This is a genomic window from Klebsiella sp. A-Nf5 (assembly GCF_002810545.1).
Lineage (GTDB): Bacteria > Pseudomonadota > Gammaproteobacteria > Enterobacterales > Enterobacteriaceae > Klebsiella > Klebsiella variicola.
Genome location: NZ_PIOG01000026.1, coordinates 116,326 through 137,419, shown reverse-complemented (window position 1 = coordinate 137,419; position 21,094 = coordinate 116,326). Strand labels below are relative to the sequence as shown.

At 58.7% G+C, this 21,094-nt stretch carries 20 protein-coding genes; 9 read left to right on the top strand and 11 right to left on the bottom strand.

Features of this window, described 5'->3' with window-relative positions; translation table 11 throughout:
- Window positions 1-340: 340 nt before the first annotated feature.
- From alaS to mltB, 8 genes are all read right to left on the bottom strand, one after another.
- On the bottom strand, window positions 341-2,968 hold the full coding sequence (gene alaS / locus CWM53_RS02140) for an alanine--tRNA ligase (protein WP_074387783.1): 2,628 nt from the start codon (window positions 2,966-2,968) through the stop codon (window positions 341-343).
- A 251-nt stretch (window positions 2,969-3,219) separates the two neighbouring features.
- Window positions 3,220-3,720 carry a recombination regulator RecX gene (gene recX, locus CWM53_RS02135; protein WP_074387782.1) on the bottom strand — a complete coding sequence of 167 codons (501 nt, stop codon included), beginning with the start codon at window positions 3,718-3,720 and terminating at the stop codon, window positions 3,220-3,222.
- A gap of 70 nt (window positions 3,721-3,790) precedes the next feature.
- Window positions 3,791-4,849 carry a recombinase RecA gene (recA, locus tag CWM53_RS02130; protein WP_004205686.1) on the bottom strand — a complete coding sequence of 353 codons (1,059 nt, stop codon included), beginning with the start codon at window positions 4,847-4,849 and terminating at the stop codon, window positions 3,791-3,793.
- Window positions 4,850-4,939: 90 nt separating this feature from the next.
- A complete protein-coding gene (pncC, locus tag CWM53_RS02125; protein WP_061153572.1) occupies window positions 4,940-5,437 on the bottom strand; it encodes a nicotinamide-nucleotide amidase in 498 nt (165 codons plus the stop codon).
- A gap of 138 nt (window positions 5,438-5,575) precedes the next feature.
- Window positions 5,576-6,454 (bottom strand): metal ABC transporter substrate-binding protein, encoded by an 879-nt coding sequence (locus CWM53_RS02120; protein ID WP_074387781.1) that lies wholly within the window; start codon window positions 6,452-6,454, stop codon window positions 5,576-5,578.
- 7 nt (window positions 6,455-6,461) lie between these two features.
- Complete coding sequence (locus CWM53_RS02115) at window positions 6,462-7,325, bottom strand: metal ABC transporter permease (protein WP_100631381.1); 864 nt, start codon at window positions 7,323-7,325, stop codon at window positions 6,462-6,464.
- Window positions 7,322-8,032 carry a metal ABC transporter ATP-binding protein gene (locus CWM53_RS02110; protein ID WP_165785003.1) on the bottom strand — a complete coding sequence of 237 codons (711 nt, stop codon included), beginning with the start codon at window positions 8,030-8,032 and terminating at the stop codon, window positions 7,322-7,324. The genes CWM53_RS02115 and CWM53_RS02110 overlap by 4 nt, the downstream gene beginning before the upstream one ends.
- Before the next feature lie 479 nt (window positions 8,033-8,511).
- On the bottom strand, window positions 8,512-9,591 hold the full coding sequence (mltB, locus tag CWM53_RS02095; RefSeq protein ID WP_074387779.1) for a lytic murein transglycosylase B: 1,080 nt from the start codon (window positions 9,589-9,591) through the stop codon (window positions 8,512-8,514).
- Between the two features lie 277 nt (window positions 9,592-9,868).
- Here mltB and CWM53_RS02090 point away from each other — a divergent pair, with 277 nt between their 5' ends.
- From CWM53_RS02090 to gutQ, 7 genes are all read left to right on the top strand, one after another.
- On the top strand, window positions 9,869-10,432 hold the full coding sequence (locus tag CWM53_RS02090) for a PTS glucitol/sorbitol transporter subunit IIC (RefSeq protein ID WP_061153569.1): 564 nt from the start codon (window positions 9,869-9,871) through the stop codon (window positions 10,430-10,432).
- Entirely contained in the window at window positions 10,429-11,400 is a 972-nt protein-coding gene (locus tag CWM53_RS02085; RefSeq protein ID WP_074387778.1) for a PTS glucitol/sorbitol transporter subunit IIB, read from the top strand. The genes CWM53_RS02090 and CWM53_RS02085 overlap by 4 nt, the downstream gene beginning before the upstream one ends.
- A gap of 13 nt (window positions 11,401-11,413) precedes the next feature.
- Window positions 11,414-11,776, top strand: a complete 363-nt coding sequence (gene srlB / locus CWM53_RS02080) for a PTS glucitol/sorbitol transporter subunit IIA (RefSeq protein WP_074387777.1) — start codon at window positions 11,414-11,416, stop codon at window positions 11,774-11,776.
- Between the two features lie 12 nt (window positions 11,777-11,788).
- Window positions 11,789-12,568 (top strand): sorbitol-6-phosphate dehydrogenase, encoded by a 780-nt coding sequence (srlD, locus tag CWM53_RS02075; protein ID WP_008806161.1) that lies wholly within the window; start codon window positions 11,789-11,791, stop codon window positions 12,566-12,568.
- Window positions 12,569-12,693: 125 nt separating this feature from the next.
- Entirely contained in the window at window positions 12,694-13,053 is a 360-nt protein-coding gene (gutM, locus tag CWM53_RS02070; protein WP_074387776.1) for a transcriptional regulator GutM, read from the top strand.
- A 67-nt stretch (window positions 13,054-13,120) separates the two neighbouring features.
- Window positions 13,121-13,894, top strand: a complete 774-nt coding sequence (srlR, locus tag CWM53_RS02065) for a glucitol operon DNA-binding transcriptional repressor SrlR (protein WP_100730261.1) — start codon at window positions 13,121-13,123, stop codon at window positions 13,892-13,894.
- Window positions 13,887-14,852: an arabinose-5-phosphate isomerase GutQ gene (gene gutQ, locus CWM53_RS02060; protein WP_047044133.1), complete on the top strand. Its 966-nt coding sequence runs from the start codon at window positions 13,887-13,889 to the stop codon at window positions 14,850-14,852. The genes srlR and gutQ overlap by 8 nt, the downstream gene beginning before the upstream one ends.
- Here gutQ and norR read toward each other — a convergent pair.
- Window positions 14,815-16,365, bottom strand: coding sequence for a nitric oxide reductase transcriptional regulator NorR (norR, locus tag CWM53_RS02055; RefSeq protein WP_100631379.1), 1,551 nt, complete (start codon window positions 16,363-16,365; stop codon window positions 14,815-14,817). The genes gutQ and norR overlap by 38 nt on opposite strands.
- A gap of 187 nt (window positions 16,366-16,552) precedes the next feature.
- On the opposite strand from norR, the gene norV reads away from it, so the two are divergent.
- Window positions 16,553-18,001, top strand: coding sequence for an anaerobic nitric oxide reductase flavorubredoxin (gene norV, locus CWM53_RS02045; RefSeq protein WP_100730262.1), 1,449 nt, complete (start codon window positions 16,553-16,555; stop codon window positions 17,999-18,001).
- Entirely contained in the window at window positions 17,998-19,131 is a 1,134-nt protein-coding gene (norW, locus tag CWM53_RS02040; protein ID WP_100730263.1) for an NADH:flavorubredoxin reductase NorW, read from the top strand. The genes norV and norW overlap by 4 nt, the downstream gene beginning before the upstream one ends.
- 190 nt (window positions 19,132-19,321) lie before the next feature.
- Here norW and CWM53_RS02035 read toward each other — a convergent pair whose 3' ends face one another.
- Both CWM53_RS02035 and CWM53_RS02030 read right to left on the bottom strand, forming a co-directional pair.
- The gene (locus CWM53_RS02035) at window positions 19,322-20,269 is read right to left on the bottom strand and encodes a hydroxyacid dehydrogenase (protein ID WP_100730264.1); all 948 of its coding nucleotides are present in this window, start codon (window positions 20,267-20,269) and stop codon (window positions 19,322-19,324) included.
- The gene (locus CWM53_RS02030; protein ID WP_100675857.1) at window positions 20,266-20,961 is read right to left on the bottom strand and encodes a methyltransferase; all 696 of its coding nucleotides are present in this window, start codon (window positions 20,959-20,961) and stop codon (window positions 20,266-20,268) included. The genes CWM53_RS02035 and CWM53_RS02030 overlap by 4 nt, the downstream gene beginning before the upstream one ends.
- Window positions 20,962-21,094 lie beyond the last annotated feature (133 nt).

Below are 21,094 nucleotides of genomic sequence, written 5' to 3'. Positions count from 1 at the left end.
AGAGTCGGGTCTCTCGTATCCCGGCATTATCCATCATATAACGCCAAAAAGTAAGCGATGACAAATACCTTGCGGTATAAGCAGTCATGGCATCACATTCTGTTAAACCTAAGTTTAGCCGATATACACAATTTCAACCCGACTTTATCGTTATCAGTACTTATGACGCAAGGTGCCGTTCCCCCGAGGTTACGGCACCTATACCCGTCATACTTCACGTTGCATGTGTGTTGGCTTTCCTCACTCACCCCAGTCACTTACTTGAGTAAGCTCCTGGGGATTCGCTACGTCGCCGCCTTCCTGCAACCCGAATTATTTAGGGTATAGGCGTTTATAGTTATTACAGTTTTGCGCTGACCCAGCCTTTCACACTGGCTAACGCTGCAGGGAGAGCAGACGCATCGGTACCACCGGCCTGCGCCATATCCGGACGACCGCCCCCTTTACCGCCCACCTGCTGAGCGACCATACCAACCAGCTCCCCTGCTTTCACGCGATCTGTCACATCCTTAGACACACCGGCAATCAGGGAAACTTTACCGTCTGCAACCGTAGCCAACACCACAACCGTCGAACCCAGCTGGTTCTTCAGATCGTCAACCATGGTACGCAGCATCTTCGGCTCCACGCCGGCCAGCTCGCTGACCAGCAGCTTAACGCCGTTAATCTCTTCCGCTTTGCTGGAGAGGTTTGCGCTCTCCTGCGCCGCAGCCTGCTCTTTCAGCTGCTGCAGCTCTTTTTCCAGTTGACGGGTACGCTCCAGCGCGGCGCGAACTTTCTCGCCGAGATTGTGGCTGTCACCCTTCAACAGCTGTGCGATATCGCTGAGCTGATCGCTCTGCGCGTGCAGCATGGCTATCGCGCCTTCGCCGGTTACCGCTTCGATACGGCGCACGCCAGCGGCGGTACCGGACTCAGAGGTGATGCGGAACAGGCCGATATCACCGGTACGCGCCGCGTGAGTCCCGCCGCACAGTTCGGTGGAGAAGTCGCCCATCTGCAGCACGCGGACGCGATCATCGTATTTCTCGCCGAACAGCGCCATGGCGCCGGATGCGCGCGCGGCATCGATATCCATGATATTGGTTTCGATAGCCAGGTTACGACGGATCTGCGCGTTCACCAGATCTTCGACTGCACGAATTTCTTCCGGCTTCATCGCTTCGAAATGCGAGAAGTCAAAGCGCAGCGCTTTATCGTTAACCAGCGATCCTTTCTGCGCCACATGGGTGCCGAGCACCTGACGCAGCGCCGCGTGCATCAGATGCGTCGCGGAGTGGTTCAGACGAATACGCTGACGGCGAGCCTCATCCACATCGGCCTGCACCGCGTCACCCACTTTCAGGGAGCCGCTGGCGACTTTACCGATATGACCAATGGCCTGGCCGTACTTCTGCGTGTCGCTGACGGCGAAGGAGAAACCCGCGCCTTTCAGTTCGCCTTTATCGCCCACCTGGCCGCCGGATTCTGCATAGAACGGGGTCTGATCGAGGATCACCACCGCTTCCTGGCCGGCGCTGACGCTATCCACCGCTTTACCGTCGATAAACAGCGCGGTGACTTTGCCGTTCAGCTCCAGATGGTCGTAACCTTTAAATTCAGAGGCGCCATCAACGCGGATCATCGCGTTATAGTCAGCGCCGAAACCGCTGGACTCGCGCGCGCGGCGGCGCTGCTCTTCCATGGCGGCTTCAAAGCCGGCTTCGTCAACTTTAATGTTGCGTTCGCGGCACACGTCCGCCGTCAGGTCGACCGGGAAGCCGTAGGTGTCGTACAGACGGAAGGCCGTTTCGCCATCCAGCGTGTCGCCTTTCAGCTTCGACAGCTCCTCATCCAGCAGCGCCAGTCCGCGCTCCAGAGTGCGGGCAAACTGCTCTTCTTCGGTTTTCAGCACCTGCTCAACCTGAGCCTGCTGCTGTTTCAGTTCTTCACCTGCGGAACCCATCACGGCGATCAGCGGGGCAACCAGTTTCCAGAAGAAGGTGTCCTTCGCGCCCAGCATGTTGCCGTGACGGATCGCACGGCGAATGATGCGACGCAGCACGTAGCCGCGGTTTTCATTCGATGGGATCACGCCGTCAGCGATCAGGAACGCACAGGAGCGAATGTGGTCGGCAATCACGCGCAGCGACTTGTTCGTCAGGTCGGTCGCGCCGGTGACTTTCGCCACGCTGGCGATCAGATCGCGGAACAGGTCGATATCATAGTTGGAGTTAACGTGCTGCAGCACGGCGGCAATACGCTCCAGCCCCATACCGGTATCAACGGACGGCTTCGGCAGCGGCTCCATGGTACCGTCAGCCTGACGGTTGAACTGCATGAAGACGATGTTCCAGATCTCGATGTAACGGTCGCCGTCTTCTTCCGGGCTTCCCGGAGGGCCACCCCAGATGTGATCGCCATGGTCAAAGAAGATTTCGGTGCACGGACCGCACGGACCCGTGTCGCCCATCTGCCAGAAGTTATCAGAAGCAAACGCCGCGCCTTTGTTGTCGCCGATGCGGATAATCCGCTCGCGCGGAACGCCCACTTCGTTAGCCCAGATGTCGAACGCTTCGTCATCGGTCTCGTAAACGGTAACCCACAGCTTCTCTTTCGGCAGGGCGAACCAGTTTTCACCGGTCAGCAGTTCCCATGCGTATTTGATGGCATCCTGCTTGAAATAATCGCCGAAGCTGAAGTTGCCCAGCATTTCAAAGAAGGTGTGGTGACGCGCGGTGTAACCGACGTTTTCCAGATCGTTGTGTTTACCACCCGCACGCACGCAACGCTGCGCGGTGGTCGCGCGCGAATAATTACGTTTGTCGAGGCCAAGGAAGACATCCTTGAACTGGTTCATCCCGGCGTTGGTAAACAGCAGGGTTGGATCGTTGTGCGGCACCAGGGAGCTGCTGGCAACTACCTGATGTCCCTTACTATGGAAAAAGTCGAGAAACGCCTGACGGATCTCAGCGGTGCTCTTGCTCATAATTATCCTGAAATCAAGCTACACGTCATCCTTCAAGTCGCCTCTGTCCTGGCTGCGCTTGCTCTCCCGGCACCGAACTGACGTGCGTTCCAGAAGATGTTCTCTCTTGCCGCCCTGATGCAGCTTGAATGATTTTGTGTATAAGGAATAATCGCCCTGGACGCTGTCTGTACTGTCACAACCAGCGGCCCGACGGAATAAAGTGGGAATAAGATAAGTTTTCTTTACGGCGAAGTAAAATCCCCGATGGGTCAATCTGCAAAATTTCGCCAGATTTCCTGGATATCTTCCATCAGGTAGCCGCGGTAGAGCAGGAATCGCTGAACTTTCACTTTTTCAGTAAAGGCGGAAGGTAACGGTTCGCCGTATTTACGCTGCGCCTGCTCCCTGGCAAGACTCACCCAGTCGATATCGCATTCGCGCATCGCCTGTTCAACGTCCTGGCGGGCAATCCCTTTCTGGCTGAGCTCCTGGCGAATACGCGCCGGGCCATAGCCTTTGCGGCTCCGGCTGGCGATGAACTGGCCGACAAAACGATTATCGTCGAGATAGCGGTTTTCAATACACCAGGCAACCACCTGCTCCAGCTCTTCGGGGGTGACGTCCAGCGCCTCGGGGCCATTTTTGCTCATTACCGGAGCAGCCAGTTTGCGCCTCAGCTCCTGTTCGCTGTGGTCGCGCATGGCCAGAATGCGAATAGCGCGGTCCAGCAGGCGGGCGTAGCCGGAGCGGCGTGATGAAGGTTCAGTCACAGGCACCTCAATAATCTAAGAAATGCAAAAGGGCCGCATAAGCAGCCCTTTATCACTCTGTTAGACGATATCAGAAATCTTGTTCCGTTTCTTCTGCGTCGTTGCCGTCAACGGCGAAGTCCGGCGTAGAGTCCTGGTTGTTGAGCAGCAGTTCGCGAACTTTCTTCTCAATTTCTTTCGCCGCCGCCGGGTTCTCTTTCAGCCAGGTGATCGCGTTCGCTTTACCCTGACCAATTTTGTCGCCGTTGTAGCTGTACCAGGCGCCCGCTTTCTCAATCAGCTTCTCTTTCACGCCAAGGTCAACCAGCTCGCCGAAGAAGTTGATGCCTTCACCGTAGAGGATCTGGAATTCAGCCTGTTTGAACGGCGCGGCGATTTTGTTTTTCACCACTTTGACGCGGGTTTCGCTGCCGACGACGTTGTCGCCCTCTTTCACCGCGCCGATGCGGCGGATGTCCAGACGCACGGAGGCGTAGAACTTCAGCGCGTTACCGCCGGTGGTGGTTTCCGGGTTACCGAACATTACGCCGATTTTCATACGGATCTGGTTGATAAAGATCAGCAGCGTGTTGGACTGCTTCAGGTTACCCGCCAGCTTACGCATCGCCTGGCTCATCATACGCGCCGCGAGCCCCATGTGAGAATCGCCGATTTCGCCTTCGATTTCCGCTTTCGGCGTCAGCGCCGCCACGGAGTCGACGACGATAACGTCAACCGCGCCAGAGCGCGCCAGCGCGTCACAGATTTCCAGCGCCTGTTCACCGGTGTCCGGCTGAGAACACAGCAGGTTGTCGATATCCACGCCCAGTTTGCGCGCATAGACCGGGTCCAGTGCGTGTTCGGCATCGATGAACGCACAGGTTTTACCTTCACGCTGCGCTGCGGCGATAACCTGCAGCGTCAGGGTGGTTTTACCGGAGGATTCCGGCCCGTAGATCTCGACGATACGGCCCATTGGCAGACCGCCGGCGCCAAGCGCAATATCCAGAGAAAGCGAGCCGGTGGAGATGGTTTCTACGTCCATAGAACGGTCTTCACCCAGGCGCATGATGGAGCCTTTACCGAATTGCTTTTCGATCTGGCCCAGTGCAGCCGCCAACGCTTTCTGTTTGTTTTCGTCGATCGCCATTGTTACTCCTAATCATGCAGGGTGAAGCGTGTTCGCTTCGCCGTTAATATTTGTTCAGTTGAAGCAATTATACTGTATGGTCATACAGTATCAAGTGTTTTGTAGAAATTGTTGCCAGAGCAGATTTAGCGCATAGGCCGTCGCCTGACGACGCACCGCTTCGCGGTCTCCGGCAAAGCATTCCCGCCGCGTCACCCCTTGCCCGCTCACGCTGGCGACACCAAACCACACCGTGCCGACCGGCTTTTCGTCACTGCCGCCATCCGGCCCGGCGACGCCGCTAACTGAGATGGCATAATCCGCGCGCGCCGCGCGCAGCGCACCAATCGCCATCTCGACCACCACCGGCTCGCTCACTGCGCCGTTGTCCCGCAGCGTCGCTTCGCTGACGCCGATCATTTGCGATTTGGCTTCGTTGCTGTAGGTCACAAAGCCGCGTTCAAACCACGCTGAGCTACCGGCAATATCGGTGAGCGCTTTCGCTATCCAGCCGCCGGTGCAGGATTCCGCCGTGGTCACCGTCGCACCGCGCGCCTTCAGCGCCCGGCCCACCTTCTCGCTAAGCTGCATTAATTCTGAATCGGTCATTATCGCCCCGCTTTGGTCTGGATAAAGAGGCCATCAAAGATAGCACTTTCCACAGAGATATGGGGACGAGGTGTGGAATTTACGAGGGGACATCCAAAATGAGTCATCCCGGCGACGCCGGGATGATAAATCGCACGATTACTTCATGCTGGCGGCGATCAGCGCCACGTTATGACGCATCATTTTCACATAGCTATCCGCGACGCCACCCGGTGCGGAGAGCGCCTCCGGATAGAGTTCGCCCCCCGGCTGAGCGCCCGTCGCGTTGGCGATTTGCTTCACCAGCCGCGGGTCAAGCTGGTTCTCCATAAACCAGGTATGCACGCCATCCGCTTTGATTTGCTTAATCAGCGCCGCCACCTGCGCCGCGCTGGCCTCACTCTCTGAAGAGAGTCCCTGCGGCGCGAGGAAGGTCACCTGATAAGCCCGGCCAAAATAGCCGAAGGCGTCATGACTGGTCAGGACCTTGCGCTTTGCCAACGGAATGGCGCTGAACTGCGCTTTCGCCCAGCCGTCGATGTTCGTCAACTGGTCGATATAGCGCTTGCCGCTGCTGGTCAACGCCGCTTTATCTTCCGGGTCGGCTTTCACCAGACCATCGAGGATATTCTGCGCATACAACGCGCCGTTCGCCGCGCTGTTCCAGGCGTGGGGATCGGTCACCGTTTTACCATCCTCATCAAGGGTATGGGTCTTGACGCCTTTCGACGCCACCACCAGCTCGCCCTTGAAACCAGAGGCCTTAATCAGGCGATCCAGCCACCCTTCCAGCCCCAGGCCGTTGACCACCACCACGTCGGCCTTGCTGAGCAGCGCACTATCCTTCGGCGAAGGTTCGAAGGTATGTGGATCGCCGTCCGGGCCGACCAGCGTATCCACATGGACATGCTCGCCGCCGACCTGCTGCACCATATCACCCAGCACCGAAAAACTGCTTACCACGTTCAGCGTTTTTGCCATCGCCCCCTGCGCCATCAGCCCCAATGCCAGCGCCACAACCATTGCACTACGTTTCATCATTTCCTTACCCCATCAATTTGCGCCAGCCGACCAGCAGCCGGCTATGCGTGCCAAAAAACAGTGAAATAAAAAACAGCGCGCTGGCGGTCAGCACGATGGCGGGCCCGGCGGGAAGACCGACCGCCCAGGAGAGACTTAATCCCAGCCAGGCGCAGAGTGCGCCGGAGAGCGCCGCCAGCAGCAGAATGCCCGGCAGCGTTCGCGCCCAGCAGCGCGCGGCAACCGCCGGAAGCATCATCACCCCTACCGCCATCAGCGTGCCGAGCACCTGAAACCCCGCCACCAGGTTAAGCACCAGCAGCGCCAGAAACAGTCCATGCAGCAGCGCGGGAAGTCGGGGGTTATTCACCTGCAGCCAGGCGCTGTCGAACGCCTCGCTGACCAGACCGCGGTAGCACAGCGCAATGCACAGCAGCGTCAGACTGGCGACGCCGCTGACAAACAGCGCCGCATCACGATCGACCGCCAGAATAGAGCCAAACAACAGATGCAGGAGGTCGACGCTGGAGCCGCGTAGCGACACCAGGGTGACGCCCAGGGCCAGCGATCCCAGATAAAATCCGGCAAAGCTGGCGTCCTCTTTTAACGGTGTCCGCCGGCTCACCCACCCGGCCACCAGCGCCACCACGATGCCGGCGATGAAGCCGCCCAGGGTCATGGCCAGCAGCGACATGCCGCTCAGCAGATACCCCACCGCCACCCCGGGGAGAATGGCGTGCGACAGCGCATCGCCCATCAGGCTCATGCGCCGCAGCAGCAGGAAGACGCCCAGCATGGTGGTGCTCAGCGACAGCGCCAGACACACCACGAGAGCCCGGCGCATAAAACCAAATTCAATAAAGGGCTGAAAGAAGGTGTGCCAGATCATGCCGACCTCGCATGACTGAAAGCCGGAAGTACCGCCCGGGTGACGCCCCAGCAGGCGCGTTGGGCGGTCAGCAGCAGCGTCTCGGGGAAAAAGTCGGCCACCCGCTGGTTATCATGCAGCACCGCCAGGATGGTCTGCCCCTGCTGATGCATCTCGAGGATCAATTCCATCAGTTCGCGGCAGGTCGCTTCGTCGATGCCGGTGAAAGGCTCGTCGAGCATCACCAGCGGCGCTTGCTGCACCATCACCCGGGCAAACAGCATGCGCTGAAACTGGCCGCCGGAGAGCGCCTCAATCGGCGATTTCGCCAGACCCGCCAGCCCGACCCGCTCCAGCACCGCGCTGATACGTCGCCGGGTATCGCCGCCCAGACCGCGTAGCAGCGACACGCCGGGCCATGCGCCCTGACTCACCACATCCTGCACATTGAGAGGAAACTGCGACTCGAGGGCATGGCGCTGCGCCAGCCAGCCAATCACCGGCCGTTTCCCCTCCCAGCGCAGGCGGCCACTGACTGGCGGAAGAAACCCGGCGAGCGTTTTTAGCAAGGTTGATTTTCCGCAGCCATTGAGGCCAACGATTGCCGTCAGGCTGCCGGGGCATATCATCCCGCTCAGCGGAGGGGTGATCGCCACCCCGTCATAGCCAGCGACCAGCTGTTCCAGCTCAATCATGGCAGCGCCACCGCCCACCAGGTCGCTAACCATAGCACCACCAGCAGCACGCCTGCGATGGTCGCGCGCGTCACGCCGGAGGCCATAAAAACTGATGTGAACATATTTCACCTCTTTTAATGTTATAACATAACAATACAGAGGCGAAAAAAGAATGTAAATCAGTGTCAGTGGGCAGAAATGTAACAAAGGTCAACAAGAGGCATGCGGGCGGGAAAAAACGGGAGGTTAAGCGCGGCCTCCTCCCCCGGTCGCGCTACGCTTACCGGGGCTACCAACCGGATACCAGACCGTAGCCCGGATAAGGCGCTACGCGCCGCTATCCGGGGAGGCTCGAAATCTGTCAGTAACGTAGCCGCAGTGTTGCCGAAGGGCGACAAGCTGTCATTGAACTCTCCCCCGGTCGCGCTGCGCCTACCGGAGCTACCAACCGGATACCACATCGTAGCCCGGATAAGGCGCTACGCGCCGCTATCCGGGGAGGCGCGGAATCAGTCAGTCGGATGAAAGGATCAGTACCCGCCACGGGCCTGCGAAACCGCCAGGCCCAGCTGCCAGACGGCCATCGCGTAGTGGGTGCTGTGGTTGTAGCGGGTGATGGTGTAGAAGTTCGGCAGCCCGTACCAGTACTCATAGCCGGTGCCGACATCCAGCCGCAGCAGACTGGCCTGCTGATGGTTACCCAGCGGCTGGGTCGGGGTCAGCCCCGCCGCCGCCAGCTGCGAAATGCTGTATTTGGTTTTGAAACCATTCTCCAGCCCCGGCGCCTGGCCCAGCGCCTGCACCGCCACCAGATCGCCGCTCACCCAGCCATGCTGTTTGAAGTAGTTGGCCACGCTGCCGATGGCATCCACCGGGTCCCACAGGTTGATATGGCCGTCACCGTTAAAATCGACCGCATACTGCTTATAGGACGACGGCATAAACTGGCCGTAGCCCATCGCCCCGGCGAAAGAGCCTTTCAGATCCAGCGGGTCGTCGCTTTCGCTGCGCGCCATTAACAGGAAGGTTTCCAGCTCCGATGAGAAGTATTCGGCGCGGCGTGGGTAGCTAAACGACAGGGTCGCCAGTGCATCAAGGATACGGGTTTTGCCCATCACCCGGCCCCAGCGAGTCTCCACGCCGATAATGCCGACGATGATTTCCGGCGGCACGCCATAAACCTGATAAGCGCGGTTCAGCGCATCCTGATACTGGTTCCAGAACACCACGCCGTTCTGCACATTATCCGGGGTAATAAACTGTTTCTTGTAACGCAGCCAGGCGCCGGTCGGCCCGGTCGGCGGCAGGCCGGTCGGCGCCTGACGATCCATCAGCCGCAGGACGTAATCCAGGCGCTTAGCCTGCGACAGGATCTCCTGCAGCTGCTGCCTGTCGAAGCCGTGCTTCGCCACCATCTTATCAATGAACTGCGCCGCCGCCGGGTTGTTGGCGAAGTCGCCGCCCATCTGCATCACGTTATGCTGCGGTTCCAGCAAAAAGCCGCCGGTTCCACTCGCCATCTCCGTTTCCGCGGGGGTCTTGGGTTTGCTGCTGCAGGCAGCGAGGAGCACACAAAGGGGAAGTAAAGCCAGATAGCGACGCTTCAACATGGGAATTCCGTTTAACAAATTCAGCAAGGGATAATTATGGTAAAGCATGCGACGACCAACAAGAAAGCGGCAATCCGTTTGTAGACAAAATAGTCCTTCACCGCCCCCTTCCCGGCATGCTGTCATGCGCCTGATCGTTTCATCCTTTTACCGCCAAACTTTCAAAATAAAATATTTATCTTTCATTTTGCGATCTATTTAACACTTTAAAACCTTTCAAAGTGATTAAAATCAGCCTGCAGTTAGCAAGAAAAATAACACGCTGAAGGAGAGAACAATGATTGACGTCGTTACCCACGGCGCGGAGTGGTTTATCGGCCTGTTTCAGAAAGGCGGCGAGGTATTTACCGGCATGGTGACCGGGATCCTCCCCTTACTGATCAGCCTGCTGGTGATCATGAACGCGCTGATCAACTTTATCGGCCAGCAGCGGATCGAAAAACTGGCGCAGCGCTGCGCCGGAAATCCGATCTCCCGCTATCTGCTGTTGCCCTGCATCGGCACCTTCGTTTTTTGTAACCCAATGACCTTAAGTCTCGGCCGCTTTATGCCAGAGAAGTACAAGCCCAGCTATTACGCGGCGGCGTCCTATAGCTGCCACTCGATGAACGGTCTCTTTCCACATATCAACCCCGGCGAGCTGTTTGTTTATCTCGGCATCGCCAACGGCCTCACCACGCTTGGCCTGCCGCTTGGTCCCCTGGCGGTGAGCTATCTGCTGGTTGGGCTGGTGACCAACTTCTTCCGCGGCTGGGTCACCGACCTGACCACCTCTATTTTCGAGAGAAAAATGGCAATTCAGCTTGCCCGGAAAGTGCATCTGTCAGGAGCGACATCATGACCCGCATTCGTATTGAGAAAGGCACCGGCGGCTGGGGCGGCCCGCTTGAGCTCGACGTCGTCGAAGGCAAAAAGATCGTCTATATCACCGCCGGCACCCGCCCGGCGATCGTTGACCGCATCGCCAGCTTGACTGGCTGGCAGGCGGTGGACGGTTTTAAAGAGGGGGAACCGGCGGAGAGCGACATCGGCATCGCCATTATTGACTGCGGCGGTACCCTGCGCTGCGGGCTCTATCCCAAGCGCCGTATCCCTACGGTGAATATCCATGCCACCGGCAAATCGGGGCCGCTGGCGCAGTATATCGTCGAGGATATTTACGTCTCCGGGGTGAAAGAAGAGAACATCAAACTGTTGGAAGATAGCGGCGAGACGACAGCGCAACCACTCCCTGCCGCAGGCCGCGATTATGACGCCAGCAAGAAGATTACCGAACAGAGCGACGGCCTGCTGGCTAAGGTCGGCATGGGGATGGGATCGGTGGTGGCGGTGCTGTTCCAGGCCGGGCGCGACACCATCGACACGGTGCTGAAAACCATTCTGCCGTTTATGGCCTTCGTCTCGGCGCTGATCGGCATCATCATGGCCTCCGGCATCGGCGACTGGATTGCCCACGGCCTGGCGCCGCTTGCCAGCCATCCGCTGGGGCTGGTGACCCTGGCGCTGATCTGCTCCTTCCCGCTGCTGTCGCCGTTTCTCGGCCCCGGCGCCGTTATCGCCCAGGTCATCGGCGTGCTGATCGGCGTCCAGATCGGCCTTGGCAACATTCCACCGCACCTCGCCCTGCCCGCGCTGTTTGCCATTAACGCCCAGGCCGCCTGTGATTTTATCCCGGTAGGCCTGTCGCTGGCCGAAGCCCGTCAGGATACCGTGCGCGTTGGCGTGCCGTCGGTGCTGGTCAGCCGCTTCCTCACCGGCGCGCCAACGGTGCTGATCGCGTGGTTCGTTTCCGGATTTATTTACCAGTAAGAGGTTCCTGAAGATGACCGTCATTTACCACACCACCATTACCCGCATCGGCGCCTGCGCGACGATGGCGCTGGAAGAGCAGATGCTGATCACCTTCCGCGAGGGCGCCCCGGCGGATATCGAAGAGTATTGCTTTATTCACAACCACGGCGAGCTTGCCGGCCCCCTGGTACCGGGCGCAGAGCTGCAGCTCGGTGACAGGCGTTATCCGGTGACCGCCGTCGGCGAGGTCGCCGAAAAAAACCTGCGTGAGCTTGGCCATATCACCCTGCGCTTCGACGGCCATCGTGAAGCGGAGTTTCCCGGAACCGTTCACGTCGCCGGCCCGGTGCCGGATGCTATCGCGACCGGCTGCGTACTGAAATTTGTTGCTTAGAAGGAGAGAAAGATGAATCAGGTTGCTGTTGTCATTGGTGGCGGACAAACCTTAGGAGAGTTTCTGTGCCGCGGTCTGGCCGCCGAGGGCTACCGCGTGGCGGTGGTCGATATTCAAAGTGAAAAAGCCAGCCGCGTCGCCCAGGAGATCAACGCTGAATATGGCGAAGGCACGGCATACGGCTTCGGCGCCGACGCCACCAGCGAAGCCAGCGTCACTGCCCTGGCTCACGGGGTGGATGAGATTTTCACGCGCGTCGACCTGCTGGTGTACAGCGCCGGGATTGCCAAAGCGGCGTTTATTAGCGACTTCGCGTTGGGGGATTTCGACCGCTCGCTGCAGGTGAACCTGGTGGGCTATTTCCTCTGCGCCCGCGAGTTCTCGCGGCTGATGATCCGCGACGGCATTAAGGGACGCATCATTCAGATCAACTCGAAGTCCGGCAAAGTCGGTAGTAAGCACAACTCCGGCTACAGCGCGGCGAAGTTCGGCGGCGTCGGGCTGACCCAGTCGCTGGCGCTGGATCTGGCGGAGTACGGTATTACCGTCCATTCGCTGATGCTCGGCAATCTGTTGAAATCGCCGATGTTCCAGTCGCTGCTGCCGCAATATGCCACCAAGCTCGGTATCGATGAGAGCGAAGTCGAGCAGTACTACATCGATAAGGTGCCGTTGAAACGCGGCTGCGATTACCAGGATGTGCTGAACGTGTTGATGTTTTACGCCAGCCCACAGGCGTCGTACTGCACGGGTCAGTCAATTAACGTCACCGGCGGCCAGGTGATGTTTTAAAAGGTTCCCGGATGGCGCTGCGCTTATCCGGGCTACAAAACGGAAGGTCGGGTAAGGCGTTAGCCGCCACCCGACAAAAAAACGGTACCCGGGTTGTTCCCGGTACCCCACCTTCAGGAGACATTATGGTTACCGCATTAATCACCGTCGCCGCTATCGCCTGGCTGACTCAGCTGGCTTTCGGCGGCTGGCAAATTCGCCGCTTCAATCGCGCCTTTGATAGCCTTTGCCAGCAGGGCCGCGTTGGCGTCGGCCGTTCCTCCGGGCGCTTTAAACCACGTGCGATTGTCGCTATCGCCGTCGATGAAAACGATCGTATTTGCGACACGCTATTGATGAAGGGACTCACCGTCTTCGCCAGCCCGCAAAAAATCCCCACGCTTACCGGTAAACATCTCAAGGAATTGCAGCCTGATGTGATCTTTCCCAATGATCCGCTCTGTCAGAATGCACTATCATTAGCGCTTAATCCGAAACATGCATAATTTCGTTGTGAAAGTTAATATCTTGCGAAATTATCACTTCGAAACTTAAACGCAGGATACAACGCCTATGAAACCACGTCAGCGCCAGGCAGCCATTCTCGAGCACCTGCAATCACAGGGCAAATGCTCGGTCGAAGAGCTGGCGCAACACTTCGACACCACCGGCACCACTATCCGCAAGGATCTGGTGATACTGGAGAATGCCGGGACCGTCATCCGCACCTACGGCGGCGTAGTGTTGAATAAAGACGAGGCCGACCCGCCTATCGACCACAAGACGCTGATCAACACCCACAAGAAAGCGCAGATTGCCGAGGCCGCCGTGCGCTACATCCACGATGGCGATTCAATCATCCTCGACGCCGGCAGCACCGTGCTGCAGATGGTGCCGCTGCTGAGCCGCTTCAATAACATCACGGTGATGACCAACAGCCTGCATATCGTCAACGCGCTTTCCGAGTTCGATAACGAGCAGACCATCCTGATGCCGGGCGGCACCTTCCGTAAAAAATCGGCTTCATTCCACGGCCAGCTGGCGGAAAACGCTTTCGAACAATTCAGCTTCGACAAACTGTTTATGGGCACCGATGGCATTGATCTGGTGGCAGGCGTTACCACCTTTAACGAGGTGTATACCGTCAGTAAGGCGATGTGCAACGCCGCCCGCGAAGTGATCCTGATGGCCGACTCATCCAAGTTTGGCCGTAAAAGTCCCAATATCGTCTGCGGCCTTGAGCGCATGGATAAATTGATTACCGATGCCGATATTGACCCTGAATTCCAGCGGGCGCTGGAAGCCAAAGGTATTGAAGTCATTATTACTGGAGAACATCATGAGTAACTTTTTGTTAGAGGCCGGACGCCAGACCCTGATGCTTGAGCTGCAGGAGGCGAGCCGCCTGCCGGAACGCCTGGGCGACGACTTCATCCGCGCAGCGGAAACCATCATCCACTGCGAGGGCAAACTGATTGTCTCCGGTATCGGTAAATCCGGCCACATCGGTAAAAAGCTGGCGGCAACCTTCGCCAGCACCGGCACCCCGGCCTTTTTCGTCCATCCGGCGGAAGCCCTGCACGGCGATCTCGGCATGCTCGACAGCCGCGACGTGATGCTGTTTATCTCCTACTCCGGTAGCGCGAAAGAGCTGGATCTCATCGTGCCGCGGCTGGAAGAGAAATCCATTCCGCTGCTGGCGATGACCGGCAAATCCACCTCGCCGCTGGCGCTGGCAGCGAAAGCGGTGCTGGATATCGCCGTGGAGCGCGAGGCCTGTCCGATGCACCTGGCGCCGACCTCCAGCACTGTTAACACGCTGATGCTGGGCGATGCGCTGGCGATGGCGGTGATGCAGGCGCGCGGTTTCAATGAAGAAGATTTCGCCCGTTCCCATCCGGCGGGCGCCCTCGGCGCGCGTCTGCTGAACAAAGTGCATCACCTGATGCGCCGCGACGAAGAAGTGCCGCGTGTTAATACCGAGGCTAACGTCATGGACGCCATGCTTGAACTCAGCCGAACCGGACTTGGCCTGGTGGCGGTCTGCGATGAAGCCAACCGCGTGCAGGGCGTTTTCACCGACGGCGACCTGCGCCGCTGGCTGGTTGCTGGTGGTACGCTCAACGATGGCGTCACTCAAGCGATGACCCGCAACGGCGTGACGCTGCAGGCGGAAAGCCGCGCGGTGGAAGCCAAAGAGCGGCTGATGAAACACAAAATCAGCGCCGCGCCGGTCGTGGATGAAAACGGCCAACTGGTCGGCGCCATCAACCTGCAGAATTTTTACCAGGCAGGGATCCTTTAAGTCCCAGACGTTTCGCCAGCCGATGCAGGTTGGCGACGTCCAGTTCCAGCGCACGGGCGGTCGCCGCCCAGTTGCGCTGGTTCGCCTCCAGCGCGCGGCTAATCGCTTCCCGCTGAAAAGAGTCGGTCGCCTCGCGCAGATTGACGTTTTCCGTCGCCGGCGCCGCTACCGCCGTCTCAGTCGGCAACATCGGCGCCGTCACCGCAAACTGGAAATGCTGCGGCTCCAGCACCACTTCATCGCCGGCCTGGGTGGCCCGCGCCAGCACCACCGCCCGATGAATAGCATGCTCCAGTTCGCGCACGTTGCCCGGCCAGGACCACTGCTGCAGCCTGCCGCGCGCCGCTTCGCTGAGTATCACCCGCGCCAGCCCCATTCGCAGGCGGCACTGCTCGCAGAAATAGCCCGCCAGCAGCACCACATCGCTGTCCCGCTCGCGTAGCGCCGGTACCGACAGCGGAAAGACGCTCAGCCGATGGTACAGGTCGGCGCGAAAGCGCCCTTCCACCACCTCCTGGCGCAGATCGCGGTTCGTCGCCGCCAGCACCCGCACATCGACTCGCAGACTGCGGTCATCGCCGACGCGCTGAATATCGCCATACTGCAGCACGCGCAGCAGCTTCGCCTGCAACGCCAGCGACAGTTCGCCAATTTCATCAAGGAACAGGGTGCCGTTATCCGCCATCTCAAATTTACCGCTACGGTTGCTGATAGCCCCGGTAAATGCCCCTTTCACATGGCCGAACAGCTCGCTCTCCGCCACGCTTTCCGGCAGCGCCGCGCAGTTGAGATAGACCAGCGGGTTGGCCGCCCGCGGAGAGCCCTGATGCACCGCCTTCGCCACCAGCTCTTTACCGGTGCCGGTTTCGCCGCTAATCAGCACGTTTAAATCCGAGGCGGCGACGATATCGATCTCTTTTTTCAGCTGCAGCATAAGCGCCGAGAGGCCGATAATCTCCTGACGCTCAGGCTGCGCGTCATTCACCGGTTGCACCGGCAACACGTTTTGCGCCTCAAGGCGGGCGATGAGCAGCGCGTTATTCAAGGCGCCAGCCACCAGCGCGGCAATCAGCCGCAGCTCTTCATCGCTGAAGCTGTCAAACCGGTCGGCATCCATCCCATCAAGGGTCAGCGCGCCAATCAGCGTCTGCCCGGCAAACAGCGGCAGGCCAACGCAGGCGTGAACCTTCAGGCTCTCCTGGCCGGGGATCAGGCCGTCATAGGGGTCGGGCAGGTCGCTATCCGCCGGGAAGCGCACCACATCCCCAGCGCGCGCAATCGCCTCCAGCCGCGGGTGCCCTTCCAGCGCAAAGCGCCGGCCAAGTACATCCTGCGCCAGGCCATCGATCGCCAGCGGCACAAACTGATGCGCCTCATAGCGCAACAACGCCGAGGCATCGCAGCCGAGGATTTGCCGCAGGGTGGTAATCAGGCGCGAAAAACGGTCGCTGTGACCAATATCGCTTTGTAAATCAATGGCGATTCTCGCCAGCTCGTCGACGGAAAAACTCATTGCCGCTCCATTGTCATTTTGACAACACGCATTGTCATATCGACTATTTTAGCCATTGTCATTTTGACAGCAACCAAAATCAGAAAAAATTAAAAATAGATAATTATCAATGAATTAAAAAGTTGGCATGTAACTTGATATAAGCCAGTCAACTGAATTTAAACACACTGTATTGATTGAGGTTGCTATGTCTATTGCGGTTAAAAATAACATTCTTTGGGTTGGCCAACGTGACTGGGAAGTGCGTAATTTCCACGGTACCGAATATAAAACGCTGCGCGGCAGCAGCTACAACAGCTATCTCATCCGCGAAGAGAAAAACGTGCTGATCGATACCGTCGATCATAAATTCAGCCGCGAGTTCGTACAGAACCTGCGCCGCGAAATCGATCTCGCCGACCTCGACTATATCGTCATTAACCACGCCGAAGAGGACCATGCCGGCGCGCTGACTGAGCTGATGATGCAGATCCCGGATACGCCGATCTACTGCACCGCCAACGCCATCGACTCGATCAACGGCCACCATCATCATCCGGAGTGGAACTTCCACGTGGTGAAAACCGGCGATACTCTCGATATCGGTAATGGTAAACAGCTGATCTTCGTGGAAACACCGATGCTGCACTGGCCTGACAGCATGATGACCTACCTGACCGGCGATGCGGTGCTGTTCAGCAATGACGCCTTCGGCCAGCACTACTGCGACGAACACCTGTTCAACGATGAAGTGGACCAGATTGAACTGTACGAACAGTGCCAACGCTACTACGCCAACATCCTGACGCCCTTCAGCCGCCTGGTGACGCCGAAAATTACTGAAATCCTCGGCTTCAACCTGCCGGTGGAGATGATTGCCACCTCCCACGGCGTGGTCTGGCGCGATAACCCGACGCAAATCGTCGAGAAATACCTCGAGTGGGCGGCGGATTATCAGGAAGATCGCATCACGATTTTCTACGACACCATGTCCAACAACACCCGTATGATGGCGGACGCCATTGCCCAGGGGATCACCGAAGTTGACCCGCGGGTGGCGGTAAAAATCTTCAACGTCGCCCGCAGCGACAAAAACGACATTCTCACCAACGTTTTCCGCTCGAAAGGTGTGCTGGTGGGCACCTCCACCATGAACAACGTGATGATGCCGAAAATCGCCGGGCTGGTGGAAGAGATGACCGGGCTGCGTTTTCGCAATAAACGCGCCAGCGCCTTTGGCTCACACGGCTGGAGCGGCGGCGCGGTAGACCGCTTGTCCACCCGCCTGCAGGATGCCGGCTTTGAGATGTCACTGAGCCTGAAAGCCAAATGGCGCCCGGATATCGACGCACTGGAACTGTGCCGCCAACACGGTCGTGACATCGCCCGCCAGTGGGCCCTCTCTCCGCTGCCGGTTGCTGAAGCAGCGACAACGCCGGAACAACAGGACTGTGCCTGTGCCGCCGCCGCGGCCGCTGACCTCGGTCCCATGATGCAGTGCAGCGTGTGCCAGTGGGTCTATGATCCGGCGAAAGGCGAACCCAACCAGGATGTCCAGCCGGGTACGCCGTGGAGTGAAGTGCCGGACAATTTCCTCTGCCCTGAGTGTTCTCTTGGCAAAGATGTCTTTGACGTTCTGGCGACGGAGGCAAAATGAGTGATGGCATCGTCATCATCGGCTCGGGCTTCGCGGCCCGCCAGCTGGTGAAAAATATCCGTAAGCAGGATACGCAAATCCCGCTGACCCTCATCGCCGCCGATAGCATGGATGAGTACAACAAACCGGACCTCAGCCATGTCATCAGCCGCGGGCAGAACGCCGACGATCTCACCCTGCAAAGCGCGGGCGAGTTCGCCGAGCAGTACACTCTGCGCCTGTTTCCCCACACCTGGGTGAGCGATATCGACGCCGAAAACCGGTTAGTGAAGAGCCAGGATAACCAGTGGCGCTACGACAAACTGGTGCTGGCCACCGGCGCGACGCCGTTTATCCCCCCGGTACCGGGACGCGAGCTGATGCTGACGCTGAACAGCCAGCGCGAATACGGCGCGGCGCAGAGCCAGCTTCGCGACGCCAGGCGGGTGCTGATCGTCGGCGGCGGCCTGATTGGCTGTGAACTGGCGATGGATTTCTGTCGCGCCGGTAAAGCGGTAACGGTGGTCGATAACTCCGCCAGCGTGCTGGCGGCGCTGATGCCGCCGGAGGCCAGCAGCCGCCTGCAGCATCGGCTTACCGAGATGGGCGTACATCTGATGCTGAAATCGCAGCTGGAAGGGCTGGAGCAAACCGCCGACGGCATCTGCGTCAGCCTAGATCGCCAGCGCGCGATAACCGTGGATGCGGTGGTGGCCGCAGCCGGTCTGCGCCCGGAAACGTCGCTGGCGCGCTACGCCGGATTGCAAATTAACCGTGGCGTGGTGGTCAATAGCCAGCTGCAAACCAGCGACACGGCGATTTACGCCCTCGGCGACTGCGCGGAAATCAACGGCATGGTGCTGCCGTTCCTGCAGCCGATTTTACTCAGCGCGCTGTGCCTGAGTAAAAACCTGCTGGCGCAGACGGGCGAGCTCACCTTGCCGCCGATGCTGGTGAAAGTGAAGACCCCGGACCTGCCGCTGCATCTGGCCGGCGACACCCTCCGCGACGATCTGACGTGGAATATCGTGGCCGCCAAAGAGGGGCTGGTGGCGAAAGGCCTGGATGCAGAGAATCAACTGCGTGCCTTTGTGGTCAGCGAAGACAAGATGAAAGAAGCCTTTGCGCTGCTCAGGCAGCTGGTAAGTTGATTGCCGTCCAGGCAGCCCTGTTTTGCCGGGTGGCGCTACGCTTACCCGGCCTACGGAGGCCGCCCGTAAGCTCATATACTGTAGGCCCCCGCCGGGGCAGGGGCGGCGACTGGCCGCCCCCTGTGCGCACCCTGCGCCACGGAAAACAGAGTGCAGAAAAATTAACCGGGAGCGCAGGTTCGGTTAACTCTTAATACGTTGTTTCTGTCTGAGCCGACTCCTGCAGCACCTGCAGAATGTTGGCTGCGGCGGCGGTCCCCATTTTCACGTAAGAGGCATCGCTAACGCCACCCACATGCGGAGACAGAATGACATTATCAATCGCCTGCCAGATATGCGGCGTGGTGAGTGGTTCACTGTGAAAGCTGTCGAGCGCCGCACAACGCAAGGTCCCCGCTTTTAATGCTGCGGCCAGCGCCACATCGTCAATCAACCCGCCGCGCGCAGTATTCACCAGGATAGCGCCCGGCTTACACTGCGCCAGCGTGGCGGCATTGATCATTCCTCTGTTGTGTTGCGTCAAGGGACAATGAAGCGACAGTACATCGGCCTGCATCAGCAGGTCTTTAAGTTCGTCAACACGTTCACATTCCGGCGGAACCGTTTTCGCATAGGGATCGTAAGCCAGAACCTTCATACCAAAGGCATCCGCAATTTTCGCCACACGGCTACCAATGGCGCCGAGGCCGACCAGTCCCAGCGTTCTGCCCTCAAGTTCGAGCGATTTATGCGTTGATTTATCCCAGTGCCCTTCACGCAGGCGGCGGTCAAGAGGAATGACCGACTTGGCACAGGCCAGAATTAACGCCCAGGTGTGTTCGGAAACCGCGGCGGCATTGGCCCCCGTCGCCGCGCGAACCATTATGCCGCGCGCGGTGGCCGCCTCAACGTCAATGACATCAATACCGCTGCCATGTTTGGCAATCACCTTCAATGCCGGGGCGGCATCCATGACGGCGGCCGTGATTTTGCCATAGCGCACCAGTATCGCCTGCGGATTGTGCTGCTGGCACAGGGCTATCAGCTGAGATTCTGTTGGCTGGCGGCCGGCAAAGACAAGCTCGTAATCTTCCAGCATCCCCAGCGCTGCTGCAGCCAAATCGCTGCCGGTAATCAGTATGACATTTTTAGCGCTCATGGCAGTGTCTCCCCTTCGCTCAGCATCCCTGCCTGACGGAGAGCGCTCTCCAGCCAGTGCGGACGAAGGTCGCCGTCGCGGATAGCAACCAGACGTTTTGATTCCATCGCCAGTTTGCCTTTCGCCAGTTCGATGATGGTGCGGACTTCATCGCGCGGGATAACGACCACGCCGTCAATATCTCCTACCACTAAGTCACCTGCCTGCACGGCGGCGCCACCGACTGAAATAGCATGATTGACCCTGCCTGGAATGAACTTGGTGGGGCCGCACGGATTCAGGCCGGCGGCGAAAACCGGAAAGCGTTGTTTACTTAAGGTTTCCGCATCGCGAACGGCGCCGTCGATGATGATCCCTGCGATACCGCTGGCCTGGGCCTGCGTCGCCATGATCTCTCCCAGCAGCGCGCAGGAGAGATCGCCCTTCCCGTCGATGACCAGCACATCGCCAGGTTTGGCGACGGCCATTGCGGCGTGAATAGCCAGGTTATCCCCCGGACGGACCTCTACGGTAATCGCCGGCCCGGCAACCGCCATATGCGGTGCCAGCGGCTTGATGCGGCCATGTAATGTGCCACGGCGTCCGGCCACGTCAGCCAGAATGGCGGCCTGAAATTCGGCGGCCTGGCGGACCTCTTCCGCGTCAACACGCGCAATATCAAAGTTGATGAGTTTCTGTTGTGAAACAGGCATGGTTACTCTCCATTTGTTTTACCAGATACAACTAATGTGTACTATATAAAACAACTATACGAGCATTGCTTCGCTTTTCGCCAGTGTTGCGAAGTTGTTTGTGATGTAAACACGAAGTTACTCACAAAATTCA

Bases quoted from the DNA above. Each gene is read 5' to 3' on its own strand.
- CWM53_RS02085 (WP_074387778.1), top strand. From the start codon at position 10,429: ATGACCCGCATTCGTATTGAGAAAGGCACCGGCGGCTGGGGCGGCCCG.
- CWM53_RS02115 (WP_100631381.1), bottom strand. From the start codon at position 7,325: ATGATCTGGCACACCTTCTTTCAGCCCTTTATTGAATTTGGTTTTATG.
- CWM53_RS02030 (WP_100675857.1), bottom strand. From the start codon at position 20,961: ATGCCTGTTTCACAACAGAAACTCATCAACTTTGATATTGCGCGTGTT.
- gutQ (WP_047044133.1), top strand. From the start codon at position 13,887: ATGAGTAACTTTTTGTTAGAGGCCGGACGCCAGACCCTGATGCTTGAG.
- norV (WP_100730262.1), top strand. From the start codon at position 16,553: ATGTCTATTGCGGTTAAAAATAACATTCTTTGGGTTGGCCAACGTGAC.
- CWM53_RS02110 (WP_165785003.1), bottom strand. From the start codon at position 8,032: ATGGTTAGCGACCTGGTGGGCGGTGGCGCTGCCATGATTGAGCTGGAA.
- srlR (WP_100730261.1), top strand. From the start codon at position 13,121: ATGAAACCACGTCAGCGCCAGGCAGCCATTCTCGAGCACCTGCAATCA.
- CWM53_RS02035 (WP_100730264.1), bottom strand. From the start codon at position 20,269: ATGAGCGCTAAAAATGTCATACTGATTACCGGCAGCGATTTGGCTGCA.
- norW (WP_100730263.1), top strand. From the start codon at position 17,998: ATGAGTGATGGCATCGTCATCATCGGCTCGGGCTTCGCGGCCCGCCAG.
- mltB (WP_074387779.1), bottom strand. From the start codon at position 9,591: ATGTTGAAGCGTCGCTATCTGGCTTTACTTCCCCTTTGTGTGCTCCTC.
- alaS (WP_074387783.1), bottom strand. From the start codon at position 2,968: ATGAGCAAGAGCACCGCTGAGATCCGTCAGGCGTTTCTCGACTTTTTC.
- CWM53_RS02090 (WP_061153569.1), top strand. From the start codon at position 9,869: ATGATTGACGTCGTTACCCACGGCGCGGAGTGGTTTATCGGCCTGTTT.
- srlD (WP_008806161.1), top strand. From the start codon at position 11,789: ATGAATCAGGTTGCTGTTGTCATTGGTGGCGGACAAACCTTAGGAGAG.
- gutM (WP_074387776.1), top strand. From the start codon at position 12,694: ATGGTTACCGCATTAATCACCGTCGCCGCTATCGCCTGGCTGACTCAG.
- srlB (WP_074387777.1), top strand. From the start codon at position 11,414: ATGACCGTCATTTACCACACCACCATTACCCGCATCGGCGCCTGCGCG.
- recA (WP_004205686.1), bottom strand. From the start codon at position 4,849: ATGGCGATCGACGAAAACAAACAGAAAGCGTTGGCGGCTGCACTGGGC.
- CWM53_RS02120 (WP_074387781.1), bottom strand. From the start codon at position 6,454: ATGAAACGTAGTGCAATGGTTGTGGCGCTGGCATTGGGGCTGATGGCG.
- norR (WP_100631379.1), bottom strand. From the start codon at position 16,365: ATGAGTTTTTCCGTCGACGAGCTGGCGAGAATCGCCATTGATTTACAA.
- pncC (WP_061153572.1), bottom strand. From the start codon at position 5,437: ATGACCGATTCAGAATTAATGCAGCTTAGCGAGAAGGTGGGCCGGGCG.